16 protein-coding genes are annotated in these 16,060 nt (G+C 72.6%); 4 read left to right on the top strand and 12 right to left on the bottom strand.

Translation table 11 applies throughout. The annotated features are described in order from the left end of the window. Positions 1-86 precede the first annotated feature (86 nt). The 9 genes from dinB to FHS22_RS20385 form a co-directional block, all read right to left on the bottom strand. On the bottom strand, positions 87-1,307 hold the full coding sequence (gene dinB / locus FHS22_RS20345) for a DNA polymerase IV (RefSeq protein ID WP_184943852.1): 1,221 nt from the start codon (positions 1,305-1,307) through the stop codon (positions 87-89). 55 nt (positions 1,308-1,362) lie between these two features. Further along, positions 1,363-2,121 carry a methyltransferase domain-containing protein gene (locus tag FHS22_RS20350; protein WP_184943813.1) on the bottom strand — a complete coding sequence of 253 codons (759 nt, stop codon included), beginning with the start codon at positions 2,119-2,121 and terminating at the stop codon, positions 1,363-1,365. Between the two features lie 167 nt (positions 2,122-2,288). Continuing rightward, complete coding sequence (nusB, locus tag FHS22_RS20355) at positions 2,289-2,699, bottom strand: transcription antitermination factor NusB (RefSeq protein ID WP_184943814.1); 411 nt, start codon at positions 2,697-2,699, stop codon at positions 2,289-2,291. After that, positions 2,699-3,259: an elongation factor P gene (gene efp, locus FHS22_RS20360; protein WP_184943815.1), complete on the bottom strand. Its 561-nt coding sequence runs from the start codon at positions 3,257-3,259 to the stop codon at positions 2,699-2,701. Before efp ends, nusB begins: the two co-directional genes overlap by 1 nt. A gap of 26 nt (positions 3,260-3,285) precedes the next feature. Next, complete coding sequence (locus tag FHS22_RS20365; protein WP_184943816.1) at positions 3,286-4,365, bottom strand: M24 family metallopeptidase; 1,080 nt, start codon at positions 4,363-4,365, stop codon at positions 3,286-3,288. A 200-nt stretch (positions 4,366-4,565) separates the two neighbouring features. Beyond that, the gene (locus tag FHS22_RS20370) at positions 4,566-5,867 is read right to left on the bottom strand and encodes a dicarboxylate/amino acid:cation symporter (protein ID WP_184943817.1); all 1,302 of its coding nucleotides are present in this window, start codon (positions 5,865-5,867) and stop codon (positions 4,566-4,568) included. Between the two features lie 296 nt (positions 5,868-6,163). Then, positions 6,164-6,517, bottom strand: a complete 354-nt coding sequence (locus FHS22_RS20375) for a hypothetical protein (RefSeq protein WP_184943818.1) — start codon at positions 6,515-6,517, stop codon at positions 6,164-6,166. Next, the gene (locus FHS22_RS20380) at positions 6,514-7,002 is read right to left on the bottom strand and encodes a hypothetical protein (RefSeq protein WP_184943819.1); all 489 of its coding nucleotides are present in this window, start codon (positions 7,000-7,002) and stop codon (positions 6,514-6,516) included. Before FHS22_RS20380 ends, FHS22_RS20375 begins: the two co-directional genes overlap by 4 nt. A gap of 138 nt (positions 7,003-7,140) precedes the next feature. Next, positions 7,141-8,181: an LLM class F420-dependent oxidoreductase gene (locus FHS22_RS20385; protein ID WP_184943820.1), complete on the bottom strand. Its 1,041-nt coding sequence runs from the start codon at positions 8,179-8,181 to the stop codon at positions 7,141-7,143. A 276-nt stretch (positions 8,182-8,457) separates the two neighbouring features. Between FHS22_RS20385 and FHS22_RS20390 the strand changes: the two genes are divergently transcribed. Beyond that, positions 8,458-9,333, top strand: a complete 876-nt coding sequence (locus FHS22_RS20390; RefSeq protein WP_338047847.1) for an endonuclease/exonuclease/phosphatase family protein — start codon at positions 8,458-8,460, stop codon at positions 9,331-9,333. Positions 9,334-9,394: 61 nt separating this feature from the next. Here FHS22_RS20390 and FHS22_RS20395 read toward each other — a convergent pair whose 3' ends face one another. From FHS22_RS20395 to FHS22_RS20405, 3 genes are read right to left on the bottom strand one after another with little or no spacing between them, the layout of a single operon-like run. Further along, the gene (locus FHS22_RS20395; protein ID WP_184943821.1) at positions 9,395-9,958 is read right to left on the bottom strand and encodes a nucleotidyltransferase family protein; all 564 of its coding nucleotides are present in this window, start codon (positions 9,956-9,958) and stop codon (positions 9,395-9,397) included. Then, positions 9,955-11,130: a vWA domain-containing protein gene (locus tag FHS22_RS20400; protein WP_338047848.1), complete on the bottom strand. Its 1,176-nt coding sequence runs from the start codon at positions 11,128-11,130 to the stop codon at positions 9,955-9,957. The genes FHS22_RS20395 and FHS22_RS20400 overlap by 4 nt, the downstream gene beginning before the upstream one ends. Beyond that, complete coding sequence (locus FHS22_RS20405) at positions 11,117-12,010, bottom strand: AAA family ATPase (protein WP_338047849.1); 894 nt, start codon at positions 12,008-12,010, stop codon at positions 11,117-11,119. The genes FHS22_RS20400 and FHS22_RS20405 overlap by 14 nt, the downstream gene beginning before the upstream one ends. A 164-nt stretch (positions 12,011-12,174) precedes the next feature. On the opposite strand from FHS22_RS20405, the gene FHS22_RS20410 reads away from it, so the two are divergent. The 3 genes from FHS22_RS20410 to FHS22_RS20420 all read left to right on the top strand — a co-directional run. Continuing rightward, on the top strand, positions 12,175-13,515 hold the full coding sequence (locus FHS22_RS20410) for a TrkH family potassium uptake protein (RefSeq protein WP_338047850.1): 1,341 nt from the start codon (positions 12,175-12,177) through the stop codon (positions 13,513-13,515). Continuing rightward, complete coding sequence (locus FHS22_RS20415; protein WP_184943823.1) at positions 13,508-14,176, top strand: potassium channel family protein; 669 nt, start codon at positions 13,508-13,510, stop codon at positions 14,174-14,176. The genes FHS22_RS20410 and FHS22_RS20415 overlap by 8 nt, the downstream gene beginning before the upstream one ends. A gap of 100 nt (positions 14,177-14,276) precedes the next feature. Then, positions 14,277-16,060, top strand: a 1,784-nt coding sequence (locus FHS22_RS20420) for a putative bifunctional diguanylate cyclase/phosphodiesterase (RefSeq protein ID WP_184943824.1), incomplete at its 3' end; no start/stop codon positions are given.

A 16,060-nucleotide genomic window follows, 5' to 3' on the forward strand; every position in this document is an offset into this window, starting at 1 on the left:
AACCTCGCGGTCGGTTATCCCCAGAATACGAGGCTGTAGACGTAGACGAAAGAAAACGTCCAACGTAGTCCAAACCGGAGGTGACGTCATAGATCCACTCCATCAGACGGCGGACGAACGAGAGAGGCGGGAAGCACCGCGTCACGACCGAATCTCCGGGCCGCCCGGTCCATCGCCCGCTCGGCCTCCCGCCAGCCCGTCTCCCGTTCTCCGAGGCTGAGCTGCCGGGCCGCCCCGCCGGCGGGGAGCAGGTTCTCCACCCGCACCCCGACGAGGCGGAGGCGCGTTTTTTCCAGGCCGGAAACGGCATACAGGTCACAGGCGACCGCGTAGAGCTCCTGGGCGACGTCCGTCGGATCCCTCAGCGTCCGGGACCGGGAGATCGTCGTGAAGTCGGCGCGGCGGAGCTTGACGCTGACCGTGCGGCCGACGTGACCGCCCTCCCTGAGCCGGGCGGCGACCCGCTCCGAGAGGCGGAGCAGCTCCCTGCGGATCCGCACTGGATCATCGATATCTGTGACGAATGTCTCTTCCGCGCCGATGCTCCGGTCGGGCACGTGCGGGGTCACGCGCCGCTCGTCGCGGCCCCAGGCGAGCTCCCGCAGGTGGGCGCCGGCCGCCTGGCCGAGCTCCCGCTGGAGCGTCTCCGGGGGAGTCCTGGCGAGGTCGCCGACGGTCCTGACGCCGAGCCGGAGCAGGGACCGCTCCGTGCGCTCCCCCACGCCCCACAGGGCCCCCACCGGCAGCGGGTGGAGGAAGTCCACCACCCTGGCCGCCGGGACGACGAACAGCCCGTCGGGCTTGGCGTGCCGCGAGGCCAGCTTGGCCACGAACTTGCTGCTCGCCACTCCCACCGAGCAGGTGATCCCGTGTTCCGCGGCGACCCGCTCGCGGATCATCGCGGCGATCGCCGCCGGCCGGCCGAGCCGCTTGCCCGCCCCGGCGACGTCGAGGAAGGCCTCGTCCGAGGCGATCGGCTCCACCTCGGGGGTGAAGGTGCCGAAGAGCTCCATGACGCTCCGGGAGACCGCGGCGTACTTCCCGTGGCTCGGCGGAATGACCACCGCCCGGGGGCAGAGCCGGCGGGCCCGGCTCATGGGCATCGCCGAGTGCACACCGAACCTCCTCGCCTCGTAGGTCGCGCTGAGGACCACGCCCCGTGCGCCGGGTGCGCCCACGATGACGGGGGCGCCTGCGAGCTCGGGGCGCTCACGCAGCTCGACGCTGGCGAAGAACGCGTCCATGTCCACGTGGAGGATGGGGCAGCCGGTGTCGTCGTCGCCCAGATCCGACTCCGGGCGCGGCATCTGCTGTTTCCTCGACACGGCGCCATCCTATGGGAACACCCGTTCGACGCAAGCCTCACCGGTGACCGAGAACGTGCAGCTGGGTGGCGATGTCCCGCAGGACCGGATGGGCGGCCGCCGCCTGCTCCAGGGCGACCAGGGCACCCGCCGCACCGGGCTCGCCGTCGAGCAGCCTGCTCGGCACGAGGTCGGCGAAGATCCGCACGCCGTGCACCTCTCCGGGCCGGAATCCGGCGGCGGCCAGAAGCGCGACCAGCGACTCGCGGGTGAACCGCCGCGGCGTGGGATCGCGGTCCCCCCAGCGGCCCTCGGGGTCGTCCAGGACCTGGCGGGCCTCGTCGAACCGGCCCGCGACCGAACGGTGCAGCGCGGCGGCGAGCGGGTTGGCGGCCAGCACGCTGATCACACCGCCCTCGCGGACCAGACCGGCCATCGCGGCCAGCGCTCCGGCGGGCTCCTCGACGTACTCCAGCACGCTGTGGCAGAGCACCAGGTCGGCTCCGTCGGCGGGAAGGAGCTCCCCCAGGTCGGCGGCGTCGCCCTGCAGCGCCCGCACGCCCACCCCCGCCTCGGCGGCCCGGCGCTCCAGCGCGGCCAGCGAGTCCGGGCTGGGGTCGACGACCGTGACGGCATGCCCGAGCCCGGCCAGCGGAACGGCGAACCCCCCGGTCCCGCCGCCCGCGTCGACGATGTCCAGCCGGTCGCGGCCGGTCGCGGCCACCCTGTCCGCCAGCACCGCCCGCAGGACGTCCCAGACCACGGCGGTGCGGACCGCCGGCGTGCCCGCCTGCCTCGAGAGGCCTACGGCATGCAACTTCAGATCGCCTCCTCCATCGGTGACCAGCCCAGCTTACGCCGCGCCGCCCCCGGAGCCGTCCATGTGATCCGCACCGGCTCTTGGGCGAGTCTTTCCGCGTCCGCGGGGAGAGGAGGATCCGCGGGGACCGGCGGGCCCCCGCGGGCGCGGCCGCCCCGCCGCCGCTACAGGGCCAGCGACGGCTTGAGCTGCTTGAACCGTGCCAGCAGGCCGTTGACGAACTGCGGCGACTCGTCCGTCGACAGCTCCGCGGCCAGGCCGACCCACTCGCTGATGACGACGCCCTCGGGGACGTCGGGCATCCAGAGCAGCTCGTAGGTGCCGCCGCGGAGCAGGTTGCGGTCGACCGCGGGCATGCGGTCGAGCGTCCAGCCCTCGGCGTAGGTCGTGATCAGCTCGTCGATCCGCGCCCGGTGCCGGCACACGCCCTCGACGAGCGCCGCGGTGTACTCGTTGACCGGCGGTTCTTTCCTCTCCAGGCGCTCGGCGAGGACCCTCAGCGGGTCCTCGCCGCGCGCCTCGGCCTCGAACAGGATGTCCAGCGCGCGCCTGCGCGCCTTACCCCGTGCCGACATCAGGCGCGGCCGAGGTAATCGCCGGTGCGGGTGTCGACCTTGACCTTCTCGCCGGTCGTGATGAACAGCGGGACCTTGATCTCCGCGCCGGTCTCCAGCCTGGCAGGCTTGGTGCCGCCGGTGGAGCGGTCGCCCTGCAGGCCGGGCTCGGTCTCGGCGATGAGCAGCTCGACGGCCGCGGGCAGGTCCACGTAGAGCACGTTGCCCTCGTTGATCGCCACGGTGGCGAGCATGTTCTCCAGGAGGTAGTTGGCGGCGTCGCCGACCGCGGCCCGGGAGACGTGGAGCATGTCGTAGGTCTCGGTGTCCATGAAGACGAACTCTTCGCCGTCCATGTAGGAGAACTGCATCTCACGCTTGTCGACGTTGGCCACCTCGACCTTGACGCCCGCGTTGAAGGTCTTGTCGACGACCTTGCCCGACATCACGTTCTTCAGCTTGGTGCGTACGAACGCGCCGCCCTTGCCGGGCTTGACGTGCTGGAACTCCACCACCGTCCAGAGCTCACCGCCCTCGAGCTTGAGCACGAGGCCGTTTTTGAGGTCGTTCGTCGTCGCCACTGGTTTCTCCTGCGTACGGCCGCTCTTTAAAGGACAAGCAGCTCTTTGGTCGTCCGTGTGAGAAGCTCCGGCCCGTCCTCACGCGTCACGAGCGTGTCCTCGATGCGGACTCCGCCCCTGCCCGGCAGGTAAACCCCAGGCTCAACGGTGACCGGAACTCGATCGTCAAGTCTACCGTGCCCGCGTGCTTTCTCCGGCGTCGCCGGGGACAGGAACGGCTCCTCGTGGATCTCCAGGCCGACCCCGTGGCCGAGACCGTGACCGAAGTGCTCGCCGTACCCCGCTCCGGCGATCACGTCGCGGGCCGCGGCGTCCACCTCGTGCGTGGCCGCGCCGGGCCGTACGGCACGGCGGCCCGCCCGCTGGGCGGTGCGGACCAGCTCGTACAGCTCCCGCTGCCAGGCGGCGGGCTCGCCGATCGCCACGGTCCGGGTCATGTCCGCGTGGTAGCCCGCGTGCAGCGCCCCGAAGTCCATCGTGACCAGGTCGCCGCGCTCCAGCGGCCGGTCGCCGGGCGCGTGGTGCGGGACCGAGCCGTTGGGACCGGAGGCGACGATCGTGTCGAAGGCCGGCTTCTCCGCGCCCAGCTCCACCATCCGGGCCTCCAGCGCCCGGGCGACCTCCCGCTCGGTCAGCCCGGGGCGCAGCGCGGGCAGCACGTCGGCGAAGGCCTGGTCGCTGAGGGCGCAGGCGGTGCGGATCAGGGCGAGCTCGGCCTCGTCCTTGATCCGGCGCACCGACTCCACCAGCCCGGTGAGCCGGAGCGGTTCCCCGCCGCGCCGCTCCGCGAGGCGGAAGTAGTCGGCGACGGGAAGGTGGTGGGCTTCGACCGCGACCCCGGAGGCACGGGTGACGAGCGCCCCGGCGACGTCGCGCTCCTCCGCCACCTCGACGCCCTCGCAGAGCGACCGGGCGGTCTCGGCGTAGCGGGAGTCGGTGGCGAGGACGGCCGTGGCGTCGGCCCTCACCAGCACGGCCGCGTTGGAGCTGTTCAGCCCGGTCAGGTAGCGCACGTTGACGGCGCGGGTGACCAGGAGCGCGTCCGCCTCGTGAGCGGGCAGCAGGGCCGCGAGGCGCTCGCGGCGCCGGGCGTGGGTGGCGGTCATGGCACGATGCTATTGACCGTGACGCCGCGTGTCGCCACGGATGTCTCCTGCGACCGGGGCCGGGCGACCAGGAGGCGCGGACGGACATGGACATCAGACCCGCGACGGCCGGGGGCGGAATCCGTGAAACGGCGACCGGGCGGGAGCCGGAGGGGCTCCCGCCCGGTCGCTTCGGGATGGTCCGGGTGCTCCGGGGCGGCTCAGGCGGAGACGAGCTCGCGGTCCTTGCCGCGCTCGGCGCCCTCCCGGAGGGTATCGTCGAGGGGCTGCGGCGGGGCGTTGAGGACGGCCTCGTCGAGGCGGCCCTCCGACCGGCCGACCAGGACCGGGACGACCATCTGCCCGGTCACGTTGGTGGCCGTGCGGATCATGTCGAGGATGGGGTCGATGGCCAGCAGCAGGCCGACGCCCTCCAGCGGCAGGCCGAGCGTGCTCAGGGTGAGGGTGAGCATCACGATCGCGCCGGTCAGGCCCGCGGTGGCGGCCGAGCCGACCACGGAGACGAACGCGATCAGCAGGTAGTCGCCGAGGCCGAGCGGGACGCCGAACACCTGGGCCACGAAGATCGCGGCCAGAGCCGGGTAGACCGCGGCGCAGCCGTCCATCTTGGTGGTGGCGCCGAACGGCACCGCGAAGGAGGCGTAGTCGCGGTCGACGCCGAGGCGCTCGACGGTGATCCGCTGGGTCAGCGGCATGGTGCCGACCGAGGAGCGGGAGACGAAGGCCAGCTCGATGGCGGGCCAGGCCTTGCGGTAGAAGGTCAGCGGGCTGACCCTGCCGACGAGGGAGAGCAGCACCGGGTAGATCACCGCGAGCACGACGGCGCAGCCGATGTAGACCCCGGCGCTGAGCTTGGCCAGCGGGGCGAGCAGGTCCCAGCCGTAGGTGGCCACGGACTTGCCGATCAGGCCCGCGGTGCCGATCGGGGCCAGGCGGATGACCCACCACAGGGCCTTCTGCACCAGTTCCAGGACCGAGCGGCTGACCTCCAGGAACGGCTCGGCCTTCTCGCCGACCGCCATCGCGGCGGCACCGAGGACGACTCCCAGGAAGACGATCTGGAGGACGTTGAGCTCGGTGAACGCGGTGACGACGTTGGTCGGGACGATCCCGGTCAGGAAGTCGATCCAGGTGCCGGCGCCCTCCAGGTCGACGGCCTTGGCGCCCTCGGTGGCGATGGTGACGCCCTTGCCGGGGTTGATCAGCAGGCCGAGGCCGATGGCGGCGGTGACGGCGGCCAGCGAGGTGATCAGGAACCAGAGCAGGGTCCTGCCCGCGAGCCGGGCGGCCCCGCTGACGTTGCGCAGGTTGGCGACGCTGACCACGACGGCGGTGAAGACCAGCGGCGGGACGGCGAGCTTGAGGAGCTGAACGAAGATCTTGCCGACCTCGGTCAGCGTGCCGGCGAGCCAGGTGAGCTCACCGGCCCGGGCGACGAACCCGAGGGCGACGCCGACGACGAGGCCCAGCAGCAACTGCAGGGAGAAGGAGAATCTCTTCACGGACGCGACTTTCGAAAAAGGCATGCCGGAGCGGACACGGGCATGCGGGGTGAGGAAAAGGAGAGGGGAAAGCGCGTTCAGCGACAGAGATCGCCGTTGATGCGGCACAGGTCGACATGCAGTCGCCCGACCAGCCGCACGAGCACCAGGGAGAACCTCACGAAGGGATGCAACACCCCTTGGCCACGTTGAATTCCACATGAATCGTATGACCTGGGCCACATGAGCCAGGAGAGCTCTGCGCCGCGAACGGTCTGCGCCCTTAGACCGCCCGTGAGCAGGTAAATCCTGCGGTCCTACTCGGTCACCTTGGGATGCCGCGGAGACGCGTAGGTGATCCACACGGTCCGCGTCTCCACATCGACCACATACCAGACCCGGCCGCCACCGGTCACTTCGTACTGCCATTGCGGGAGATCACGACCACGCCAGTTCCGGACGGCATGGTCGTGACGGAGACGGCTATGCCGCGGGCTCGGCGTGCGCGGGGCGGGTTCGGCGCGAAGGCGCTCGAAACACTCCCGCAGACTGCCCGGGACCTGCCGCGCCAGCTCTTCCCACCCCTTGGCCGAATCGGTGTCGGAGAACCTGATGTCCCACTCCTGGCCCAGCGGCGGAGGGGCGGCCCTCTCGTTGCGCTTCGGGCTCATGCACCGACCCCGGGGGGAGGGACCGGACCGCCGTCCACCTCAGGGAAACCGTCAGGGAACGGCCTGGTCAGAGCGGCGTGCAGCTCCGGATCGGCGTACACCTCCGCCGTGGCCTTCCAGCCCGCGACCAGGGTGCCCAGCGGGGCGAACTGGCCGAGCTCGGCGCAGCCGTGGAGCATCTCCACGAACTCCCTGCCGAACGCCGCCACGGCGTCGTCGGGCATCACGCGCGCCCAGGCGAACGCCTCGGAGATCGAGGTCTCCAGCATCTTCCGTCCTTCCTCCGTTCTCGTCAGGGCCGCCACGAAGCGGCCCACTCCTTCGACCCCGTGGAACATGACGTCCATCCGGGACGTCTTGGTGATGACCAGGTCCTCGGCGTCACGGCGCGCGAGCCGTACGGAGACCGCCTCCTCCAGGAGGGAGACCACCTGGTTGGGCTGCTGCAGGAGCCGGGACCACGGGACGGTGACGTGTTCGCTCATGCACCTCACGATATTTGAACTAGTTGGCAACTTCAAGGAGGCAATAGCGTTCCGTGACCGGCCGTGTACAGATAACGAGAAAAGCGGGGGCCCCAGCCGTACGGCCGGAGCCCCCGCCTCCCGGGGATCAGTGTGACGTCAGGAGGCCAGCTCCCGGACCTTCTCGATCAGCCGGATCCGCTCCTCGTGGGTCCGGCCCAGGGGGGCGACGTTGATCGTCGTGACGCCCGACTCGCGCATCGCCTGGAGGCGGTCGCGGACGAAGCCCTCCGAGCCGATCAGCGACATCGACTCCAGCAGCTCCTGCGGGACGAGCGCGGCGGCCTCGTCCTTCTTGCCGGACAGGTACAGCTCCTGGATCTGCTCGGCCTCCTTCTCGTAGCCGTAGCGCCGGGCCAGGTCGTTGTAGAAGTTCTTGCCCTTGGCGCCCATGCCGCCGATGTAGAGGGCGGCCATCGGGCGGCCGAGCTCCAGCCAGCCGGAGACGTCGTCGCCGATGGCCAGGCTCGCCTGGGCGATGACGTCGAGCTCGCCGAGGGCGGGGTCGCGCTTGGCCTTGCCGGCGGCGATGGAGGCGCCCCAGACGTCGGCGGCCTTCTCCGGCATGTAGAAGATGGGCTCCCAGCCCTCGGCGATCTCGGCGGCGAGCTCGACGTTCTTGGGGCCGATGGCGGCGATCACGACGGGGATGCGCTCGCGGACCGGGTGGTTGATGAGCTTGAGGGGCTTGCCGAGACCGGTGCCCTGGTCCGCGGGGAGCGGGACGGTGTAGTGCTTGCCCTCGTAGGTGACCCGCTCGCGCTTCCAGACCTGGCGGCAGATCTCGATGACCTCGCGGGTGCGGCCGAGCGGCGCGGTGTACGGCACGCCGTGGAAGCCCTCGATGACCTGCGGGCCGGAGGCGCCCAGGCCCAGCGTGAAGCGGCCGTCGGAGACGTAGTCCATGCCCGCGGCGGTCATGGCCAGCAGGGTCGGGGTCCGGGAGTAGACCGGCAGGATGCCCGAGGCGATCTGCAGCCGCTCGGTCTTGGCCGCGATGTAGCCCATCTGGCTGACGGCGTCGAAGCTGTAGGCCTCGGCGACGAAGACGATGTCGAGCCCGGCCTTCTCGTAGTCGGCCAGCTCGGCCACGGTCTCCTTGAAGCCCCCCGAGTAGTTCAGGGCCATACCGATACGCATCGTGAGATCGTCCTTCCGCTCGCGCCCGCGAAACCGAATGTTGTTCCGTTGTCTCCGCAACAAAGGCTATCGAGTCGGCGGCCGAGCACCAACCCCGCATCCGCCCGCGAATCGGATCCGCGCCCGCCGCACCGGGTCCGCGGAACGGGCCCGCGCGCTCCGCCCGGGCTGCGCAGGCGATCCCGCGCACGTCCCGCCCCAGGCCGGTAGCCTACGCATTTCGGGGCAGGGAATGCCTTTCCCACCCGCCGGAGAAAGGGGATCGCACTGAGACGGGTGATCATCGTGATGGCGGTGGCGCTGGCCGCGGTCCTCGCCGGGCACCGTCTCCTGCCGGAGCTGGGCGGCCTCACCCCCGTGCTGGAGAGCCTGCTCCCCTGGCTGGGCGCGGCCGTGCCCCTCCTGGTGATCGGCGCGCTGCTCACACGCTCGTGGAGGACGGTCGCCGCGGCGCTGCTCCCCGCGCTGGTGTGGGGGGTCATGTTCGGCCCGGCCCTGCTGCGCACCGCGCCGGGCGGGCAGAGCGACCTGTCGGTCGCCACCCTCAACGTGGGCGTGACCAACGCCGACTCCGGGCGGGCCGTGCGGGCCCTGGCCGGGGGCCGGGACCTGTTCGCCGCCCAGGAGCTGACCCCGGGAGGCCCCGCGGCCGAGGAACTCGGCCGCCACTTCCCGCACCGGGTCCAGGTCAGCACGATCGGGCTGTGGAGCCGTTTCCCGATCATCGAGCACCGGGCGGTGGACATCGGCCTGGAGTGGACCCGGGCGCTGCGCGCCGTCGTGAAGACGCCCGGCGGGAACGTGACGGTCTACGTCATGCACCTCGCCTCGGCCCGGCCCGGCGAGACGGCCCAGCGGGACAGCACCCTCACCCACGCGCGGCGGCTCATCGACGCGGACAAGAGCGAGAACCTGCTGCTCCTCGGCGACCTCAACACCGCCACCACCGACCGCAAGCTCTCCGGCCTGGTGCCGCCGCTCTCCGACGCCCACCTGGAGGCGGGGACCGGTTTCGGCTTCACCTGGCCGGCCTCGTTCCCGGTCACCCGTCCCGACCACATCCTCTACCGCGGCCTCACCGCGACCGGTGCGGACGTGGAGCCGGCCGCGGGCAGCGACCACCGCGCCGCCGTGGCCTCCCTGCGGCTCTGACCCGTTTCCGGCCCGCTCCCCGGAGTCCGACCCGTTTCCGGCCCGCCCCCCGGAGAGCCGCCTACAGCCTCGCCAGGTCGGCCGGCGTGTCGATGTCGGCGGGGTCTCCGACGTCGTCGCAGGCGATCTCGACGACCAGTCCGGGATGGGCCCGCAGGAACGGCCGGGCCCCGACGTCGCCGACGGCGAGCCGGGCGACCTCCGCGAAGTGCTCCCTGGCGATCAGCACCGGGTTCCTCGGCGCGCCGCCGTACGTGGCCGCGGCCACCGCGGTGCCGTCCCGCGCCGCCCGGACGAGCCGCTCGACCGCCGGCACCCCGATGAACGGCTGGTCCACCAGCGCGATCACCACGTGCCCGGCCTCCGGGGGCAGCGCGTCCAGCCCGACCCGGAGCGAGGAGCCCATCCCGGAGCGCCAGTCGGGGTTGCGCACGGCCACCGCCCCGCGCACCTGCACGGTCGCCGCGCCGAGCACCACCACCACCGGGTGGCAGCCGCCGTCGTGCAGAAGCCGGATCCCCCGGTCCACCAGCCGCTCCCCGTGGAACTCCACCAGCGCCTTCGGCGTGCCGAGGCGCGATCCCGATCCGGCCGCCAGCAGCAGCCCCGCGATCCCCGTTCTCATGGGAACCTCCTCCCCCGCGACGGCCCGGCGTACGCCCCCGCCAGCAGTCCGGCCAGTTCCTCGAAGGCGGCCAGGCTGTGCCCGGCCACGAAGTCGTCGACGTACGGCAGCGCCGCCCGCATCCCGGCGGTGAGCGGCTGGTAGCCCTCCTGGCCCTTGTGCGGGTTCACCCAGACCACCCGGTGCGCCGTACGGGACAGCCGGGCCATCTCCGCGCCGAGCAGCGAGACGTCGCCGCGCTCCCAGCCGTCGGAGGCGATCACCACCGTCGCCCCCCGGGCGTCGCCCAGGGCCAGCAGCCTGCGCAGCTCCTCGCCGAGCCGGGTCCCGCCGCTCCAGTCGGGCACGGCGCGCGAGACGGCGTCCATCGCGGTGCCGGGGTCGCGGTGGCGCAGCTCGGCGGTGAGCCGGGTGAGCCGGGTGCCCGCGCTGAACACCTCGGTGGCGCGGGGCTCGGATCCGACCAGCGCGTGGGCGAGGCGGAGCAGGGTGTCGGCGTACGGGGTCATGGAGCCGCTCACGTCCACCAGCAGCACCACCCGGCGGGGCCGGGTCCGGTGCGTCCGGTGGCGGAGCACGGCGGCCTCCCCGCCCCGCCGGAGGATCTCCCGGATCGTCCGGCGGGCGTCGAGGCGTCCCCTGCGCGACGGCCGGAAGCGCCGTGACGCGCGGCGTTCCCTGGCGGGCGCGAGCAGGGCGAGCAGCCGGTGCGCCTCGGCCAGCTCCGCCGCGGTCATCTTCGCCACGTCGCGGTGGCGCAGCACCTCCGCCGCGCTCGCCCCGGCGGCGAGCGGCGGCCCGTCCTCCCGCCCGCCCGGATCCCCGCCGGTCGGCGCGGCGGTGTGCCGGGTGACGGTGACGGCGGCCTGCGTGCGGGCCGGGCCCGCGCGCAGGCCGCCGAAGTAGGCCCGGAAGACCCTGTCGTAGCGGGGCAGGTCGTCGGCGGAGGCGCACAGGGTGAGCCGGCCCGCCCAGTAGACGTCGCCGGGCCGGGCCGCGTCCAGGCAGGACAGGGCGCGCAGCAGGTTCTGGGTCCGCTCGTGGTCGGCGGGGACCCCGGCGGCCCGCAGCGTCCTGGCGAACCCCGTCATGACCGCGACCAGCCCACCGTCCGCCGCGGCCCCGGCTTCCCCGGGGGCACCGGGGAAGCCGGGGCCGTCAGCGGGAGGCACCGAGCAGCCCGTTCCCGAGCACGGCCTCGTGGTCCTCGCGGTGCTTGAGGAGGGCGCCCAGCGTGGCCGCCGCCAGGCCGGGGTCCAGCTCCCGGGCGCCGAGGGTGAGCAGCGCCCCGGTCCAGTCGAGGGTCTCGGAGATCCCCGGCGGCTTCACCAGGCCGGCCTCGCGGAGCCGTCCGGCCGCCGTGGCGACCTGCTCGGCGAGGGTCCGCGAGCACTCGGGGAGCCTGCGCAGCAGGATCTCCACCTCCCGCTCGAAGGAGGGGTGCTCCAGCCAGTGGTAGAGGCAGCGCCGCTTCAGCGCGTCATGGACCTCGCGGGTGCGGTTGGAGGTCAGCACGACCACCGGCGGGGCCTCGGCGCGGATCGTGCCGAGCTCCGGGACGGAGATCGCGAAGTCGGACAGGACCTCCAGCAGGATCGCCTCGAACTCGACGTCGGCCCGGTCGACCTCGTCGATGAGCAGCACGCAGGGCTGGGTCTCGATCGCCCGCAGCAGCGGCCGGGCGATCAGGAAGCGCCGGTCGTAGACCTCGCCCTCCAGCCGGGCGGCGTCGGTGACCCCGCTCGCCTCGGCGGCCTTGAGGTGCAGGAGCTGGCGGGCGAAGTCCCAGTCGTAGAGGACCTGGGAGCCGTCGAGCCCCTCGTAGCACTGCAGCCGGATCAGCGGCGCGTCCAGCACCGAGGCGAGCGCGCGGGCCAGCTCGGTCTTGCCGACCCCGGCCCCGCCCTCCAGGAACAGGGGGCGGCCCATCCGCAGCGCGAGGAACGCCGCCGTGGCCAGCCCGTCCTCCGCCAGGTAGGCCTCCCGCCCGAGCAGCTCCGCGAGCCGTCCGGGCGAGGTGATCTCCGGCGCCGTCGCCGTCCGCCTCAGCACCGTCCCAGGCTACGTCCCGCGGATCCCGGAGATCCAGGGGCCGCGGGCTCCCGGGCTCCCGGGCTTCCCCGCCCGCCCCGTGCCCGGCGGGACACGGGGCGGGCGACATGACGGCCACCGTACGAATGATCGGATTGGATGCGGACAGGGCGTATCCTCTCCCGGTGAGGTATCCGGCCCCGCAGATCAACACACCGTCCCGAGTCGTCGTCGCCGCGTTCCTCGCGGTCATCGCGGCCGGCACGGCGCTGCTCTCGCTGCCGGTCGCCGTCGCGGAGGGCAGGGAGGCCTCCTGGGTCTCCGCGCTGTTCACCGCGACCTCCGCGGTGTGCGTCACCGGGCTCGCGGTGCACGACACCGCCGCGCACTGGACGGTCTTCGGCGAGGTCGTGATCCTGACGCTGATCCAGGTCGGCGGCTTCGGGATCATGTCGCTCGCCTCGATCCTCGCACTGATCGTCTCCGGGAAGCTGGGGCTGCGCGCGCGGCTCAACGCCCAGGCCGAGACCAAGACGCTCGGGCCGGGCGACGTCCGCCAGGTGATCGCGGGCGTGGCCAAGGTCACGCTGACGGTGGAGGCGGTGACGGCCGTGGTCCTCACCGCCCGGTTCGTGATCGGGTACGGCGAGCCGCTCGGCCGCGCCGCCTACTACGGGGTCTTCCACGCCGTCTCGGCGTTCACCAACGCCGGGTTCGCGCTCTGGCCCGACAGCATGATGCGCTTCGTCGGCGACGTGTGGATCTGCCTGCCGGTGGTGCTGGCCGTGGTCGCCGGAGGCCTCGGGTTCCCCGTCTACGCGGTCCTGCGCAAGGACTGGCGGCGGCCCTCCCGCTGGTCGCTGCACGCCAAGATGACGCTGGGCATGACCGCGGTCCTGCTGTTCGGCGGCGCCCTGATCATCATGATCCTGGAGTGGAACAACCCCGAGACGTTCGGCCCGCTCGCTCCCGGCCTGCGCATCCTGGCCGGGTTCTTCCACAGCGCGATGACCCGCAGCGGCGGCCTGAACTCGGTCGACACCTCCCAGATGCACGAGAACTCCTGGCTGGTCAGCGACGTGCTGATGTTCATCGGGGCGGGCAGCGCCAGCACCGGGGGCGGCATCAAGGTCACCACGTTCGCGCTGCTCGGCTACGTCATCCTCGCGGAGCTGCGGGGCGAGCCCGACGTCACGGCGGGGCGCCGCCGCATCTCCGAGCAGCTGCAGCGGCAGGCGCTCACCATCGCCCTGGTCAGCGTTGCCGCCGTGGTCGTCGGCACGCTGGTGATGATGATGCTGACGCCGTTCGCCCTCGACCGCGTACTGTTCGAGGTGGTCTCCGCGTTCGGCACGGTGGGGCTCTCCACGGGGATCACCGCGGACGTCGGCGCCGCCGGGCACCTGGTCCTGACCACCCTGATGTTCATCGGCAGGCTGGGGCCGGTGACCCTCGGCGCCGCGCTCGCGCTGCACGTCCAGACCCGCAGGTTCCGCTACCCGGAGGAGCGACCCCTCGTTGGCTGACAAGGCGAACCGCGGTGACGCGGTGGTGGTCATCGGTCTCGGCCGGTTCGGCGGCGCGCTCGCCACCGAGCTCGCCGCGCGCGGCGTCGAGGTGCTGGGCGTCGACAGCGACTCCCGCAACGTCCAGGAGTTCTCCGGGCGGCTCACCCACGTCGTCTGCGCCGACTCCACCGACTCCGAGGCGATGACGCAGCTGGGCATCGCCGAGTTCGGCCGGGCGGTGGTCGGCATCGGCACCGACATCGAGTCGAGCGTGCTGACCACCTCGATCCTGATCGACCTCGGCCTGAGCGACATCTGGGCCAAGGCCATCAGCCGCCAGCACGCCCGGATCCTGGAGCGGATCGGCGCCCACCACGTGGTGCAGCCCGAGGCCGACATGGGCGAGCGCGTCGCGCACCTGGTCACCGGCCGGATGCTCGACTACGTGGAGGTCGACGAGGGCTACGCGCTGGTCAAGACCAAGGCCCCCGGCTGGGCCGACGGCAGGACCCTGGCCGAGCTCGGCATCCGCAGCCGGTACGGCGTGACCGTGGTCGGCGTCAAGAAGCCCGGCACCGGGTTCACCTACGCCACCTCGGAGACCGTCGTCCGCTCCGGCGACACCCTGCTCGTCGCCGGGGACACCGAGAAGACCGAGCTGTTCTCCGAGGAGACCTGAACCCGCCCCGGAGGCGGGCGAACCTCTCAGGACCAGCCCTCCCGCGCCGATGTGTACCACCGTCACGGAGTACGGGCACGGTATGACGGAGGACTGAACGATGACAGGTGGTCTGCGGGGACCGGCCGCGCCGCCGTACACCCTTCCGGGCCGGGTCCGCGCGCGGGCGACGATGTGGGGCCTCGGCGCGCTCTCCCTCTTCAGTATCGGCTGGTTCCTCCTCGGCCTGGTGCACCCGCCGGCGTGGCCGATCGTGGCGTGGATCCCGGTGGTCGTCTCCGTCCCGGTCGCCGCGCTCGCGTGCGCGCGCGTCTCGCGGTCGGCCGCCCTGCCCGCGGCGGCGCGGTCGTTCTGGCGGCGGCTCAGCGTCTCGATGGCGGTTCTCTCCGCCGGGCTGGCGAACGGCGTCTACGACGTGTTCACCGTTCCCGGCGTCTCGCTGCGGTACACCGGCCCGCTCACCATGGTGCTGTACCTCGGCGCCCTGCTGATCACCATCTGGGCGCTGCTGGGGCTGCCGATCGGGCAGCGCTCCCGCAGGGCGCTGCTGACCCTGGGGCTCGACGCGGGCGTCGTCATGCTGGCCGCGGGGTTGTTCGCGTGGCACCTGATGCTGCGCGTCGCGCCGGACGTGGCGGCCGCCACGGGTTCGTCCTGGAGCACCCTCGTGGTCGTCGCGCTGTGCTTCCTCGAGGTGCTCACCGCCGTCAAGCTGCTGCTGACCGGCGCCGGCCCGCTGCACCGCGGCGTCCTGGCGGCCCTGGGGATGTCGGTCGTGGCGGGTGCCGCGAGCAGCGCGCTCGCCCCGTTCCTGCACGCCAAGCCCTACCTCGCCACCACGCACCTCGGCATCCCGCTCATCGCCTTCTTCACCGGTCTCGCCGTCGAGCGGCAGCTCCGGGTCTCGGCCGAGCCGGCCGCCGCCCCGCGGCGGCGGAGGCGGCCGTTCAGCCTGCTGCCGTACGTCGCGATCGCGGCGACGGACGTCCTGCTGGTGATCTCGGCCCAGGAGTCCGGCCCGGAGCTCCGCGTGATCGCGGCCGGGACGATCGCGATCACCGCCCTGGTGGTGCTCCGCCAGATCGTGGCCTTCTACGACAACGCCAGCCTCCAGGACCAGCTCTCCCACCAGGCCACGCACGACACGCTGACCCGGCTGGCCAACCGGGCCCTGTTCACCGAACGGGCCGAGGGCGCCCTGACCGAGACCGCCGGCCGCGGGGTCGCCCTCGCCCTGATCGACCTCGACGACTTCAAAACCGTCAACGACCGGCTCGGCCACGCGGTCGGCGACGCGCTGCTGGTGGCCGTGGCCGACCGGCTGAGCGCGTGCATCCGGCGCGGCGACACCGTCGCCCGGCTGGGCGGCGACGAGTTCGCCGTGCTGCTGCGCGACGTCACCGCCGCCGAGGCCGACCAGATCACCGAGCGGATCATCACGACGCTCGGCACGCCGGTCGCCGCCGACGGCCACGAACTGCTCGTGCAGGCCAGCATCGGCCTGGTCGACGGGGTCGCCGGCATGGACGCCAGCGAACTGCTGCGCCGCGCGGACGTGGCCATGTACACCGCCAAGGAACGCGGCAAGAGCCGCTACGTGCGCTACGCCCAGGACATGGACACCCGCGCCGTCGAGCACGCCCGCCTCGGCGCCGAGCTGCGCCAGGCCCTGACCGCCGGCGAGCTGTTCCTGCTCTACCAGCCCGTGGTCGCGCTGCCCGGCGGCGAGCTGTCCGGCGTGGAGGCGCTGGTCCGCTGGCGCCACCCCGAACACGGCCTCGTCTCCCCCGCGGAGTTCATCCCCGTCGCCGAGCGCACCGGCATGATCGTCGAGGTCGGCGCCTGGGTGCTGCGCGAGGCCTGCCGCCAGATGGCCGCCTGGAA

Origin of the sequence: Thiemannella venezuelensis (genome assembly GCF_014203605.1) — a bacterium.
Classification (GTDB): domain Bacteria; phylum Actinomycetota; class Actinomycetes; order Streptosporangiales; family Streptosporangiaceae; genus Planomonospora_A; species Planomonospora_A venezuelensis.